Raw genomic sequence first — 2,537 nt, forward strand, 5'->3', positions numbered from 1 at the left:
ATTGCCCTGCTTGGTTGGAGCGTCAATGCAATCAAGGCCGCGCAAAAGTTCGACCGCCGCTACATTGTGGTTGCTCCGGAATGGGCTGAAGATTTCTGTGAAGTAAACAAGATACCTTTCATCCCGTGGGATTTTATCCGTCTCAATGACCGGTCCCTGGAGATCGCCGAGAGGCTGAAGGCGGAGGGTGTCGATGTCGCCATACCGCTATTCGAGGAAACCGTGGAATGGTCCGGCGCCATCAACTCTGTCCTTCTGGACAGCCCGCGCATGTATGGACAATCCATCCTGTTCCGCGACAAGGCCCTGATGAAGCGTCGTGCCCAGCTTGGCGGTATTCGTGTCGGTATTTTCGAAGAAGCTCATGAAAAAGAAGACATTGTCCGCTTCATGAAGCGCGTTAACCAGACACTGCTAAAACTTGACGGGGACCCGGATGACCCGATTCATGTCAAGGCGTTCGACAAGGCTGGTTGTCTTGGCCATCGAATGATCCGTACGCTGGAGGAAATCGACAACATACCTGCAGAGGAATATCCCCTGCTGATGGAAAGCCACCTCAGTGGCTGGGAGTTTGCGGTCGAGGCCTGGATTCACGACGGCAAGATCAAGTTCCTCAACATCTCTGAGTACGTAACGCTGGGCTATTCGGTATTCGTACCCGCGACCGAGCAACTCGAAAGCTGGCGTAACGCGATCACCAAGCAGATTGAACTGCTGATCAAAACCTTCGAGATCAAGTTCGGGTTGATTCACCCAGAGTACTTCGTCACCGCTGACGGCGAAATGTACTTTGGCGAAGTGGCCTATCGTCCGCCCGGGTTCAAAGCTTTCGAGCTTATCGAAAGAGCCTATGGATTCAACGCATACCAGGCTTCCATGCTGGTATTCGATCCGAAAAGCACCCCGGAAGAAGTTGATAAATTCTTCCCCAAGGAAGTAGTCGACGCGAAAGGTTACGCAGGCTGCTTCGGTGTATATCCGAGGCGTCGTGTGGTCAGCAAGCTGCAATTGCCTCCAGAGTGCGTTGACCACCCGTATTTCGAGTCACATGAACTGGTCGCGCCAACCGAAGAGACAGTGCCTGACCGGTCTGCCTTCGGAACCCATTGGGGCCTCGTGTTCTTCTTTGGTGATGATCCCATCAAGATGCGGGACCTGCTGAAAGTTCAGGAGGATCTGGACTTCTACGTCTAGAGGCCTGTGATTACGCCATGGTTCCGGGCTTCACAACTCCGGGATCATGGACGAGCCGACATCGGGATATTATGCCCGTGTGAATCTGTTCACAGCACTGATTTCCTTCCCATTCCAGATAAACTCCAAGTGCGCGCTCTGAACGATGCTGCAGATATGCCTGGGCGAGAAAAGCCCCCAGCATGTTGAGCCGGGCTTCCTGACCGAATGATATTGCAGCCCCTCTGAACCTGCCTGGTAAAGCTGGCGCCCGAAAACCCGTGAGGCAGTATAACTTTCAGGGTCGTAAATCGGGTCTTCAAAGGCAATGGTCGTGGCATCGTGGAGTTCTGTCTGCCCTACTCTGCATTTCAGCCCGCGGAAAACGAGCCTGTCATAGTCCAGGCCGTGAACGCTCTGCCAGTAGCGCGACTGATGGTAGGCAACTTCAGCAATGGCTACATCCATGCTCTCTCCCATGTAAAGCACTCCGTACTGGCCATCACTGAAGCGGCTGCCTTCGGGGTTTACATGGGTGAACGGGCCTGTGGCATAAGAGCACCCGGGAATTCCAAAGGGGATGTCTTCCTTGCGTACCAGGTTGAGGTTACCCACTTCTGTCTGCAGGCGCGGGTTGGTCATGGCCTGCAGCTCATAGAGGGCATCGAAGTCATCTGCATCCGCGACATCATCAAACAGGCTGATAGGCGGAAACTTCGAGTTGATCAGCCGATACCCGGTAATGCTCGGTTTGATGACCGGAGGTAATTCCCGGCTCACCACAGGCCCCCGCGCAGCACGTCAATACGCCTGAAGGTCTCATAGAGTGCTGCAAACTGGCCTGAACTGATAATTTCCAGCGGGCTTTTGCCATTGAAGTAGGGGTTATCGTTTTCAAGGGACATGAAGCCGTAAACGTTCTTGGGATTGTCGAAGATCATCCTCAGGCACCCATGGATATTCAAAAGGTAACTGAGCCGTTCGATCTGGTCATGGGTCAGGTTCGCCTGCTCCGGGTTCTTGCGGTACTTATAATACGCCGGGCGCGATATCTGCAGGATATTCTGTATCTGCTCCGCAGTGCAGCCCCAGCGGTCCAGAATGATGAACACGGTTTTCAGGCCAACGCCCGGGGCTCTGCTTTTCTCAAGGGGCTGAAGTTTTTGTGCCTGGCTCATAGCCGATACCACCTGGTCATCACCTGAATCAGTAAAGTATCAGCGTATACTATTTTAAGTAATTAGTCTACACATAGAAAATTTGCGAATTGCTCATTCCACGTGTTCTTCGGCCAGTTCAGCCAGGGTTTTGTGCTCACATTCTGTTTCCGCGAGGAACGAATCCGAAGAATCGATCAGGAT

3 protein-coding genes are annotated in these 2,537 nt (G+C 53.1%); 1 reads left to right on the plus strand and 2 read right to left on the minus strand.

Translation table 11 applies throughout. The features are described from left to right. Positions 1-1,197, plus strand: a 1,197-nt coding sequence (locus tag ACESMB_RS13560) for an acetyl-CoA carboxylase biotin carboxylase subunit family protein (protein WP_372971810.1), incomplete at its 5' end; no start/stop codon positions are given. Between the two features lie 69 nt (positions 1,198-1,266). Here ACESMB_RS13560 and ACESMB_RS13565 read toward each other — a convergent pair. Together ACESMB_RS13565 and ACESMB_RS13570 are read right to left on the minus strand one after the other, a co-directional pair. Beyond that, complete coding sequence (locus tag ACESMB_RS13565) at positions 1,267-1,956, minus strand: RES family NAD+ phosphorylase (protein ID WP_372971811.1); 690 nt, start codon at positions 1,954-1,956, stop codon at positions 1,267-1,269. Next, positions 1,953-2,354 (minus strand): antitoxin Xre-like helix-turn-helix domain-containing protein, encoded by a 402-nt coding sequence (locus tag ACESMB_RS13570; protein ID WP_372971812.1) that lies wholly within the window; start codon positions 2,352-2,354, stop codon positions 1,953-1,955. The genes ACESMB_RS13565 and ACESMB_RS13570 overlap by 4 nt, the downstream gene beginning before the upstream one ends. Between the last annotated feature and the right edge of the window lie 183 nt (positions 2,355-2,537).

Source organism: Marinobacter sp. (genome assembly GCF_041686475.1).
Taxonomy (GTDB): Bacteria; Pseudomonadota; Gammaproteobacteria; order Pseudomonadales; family Oleiphilaceae; genus Marinobacter.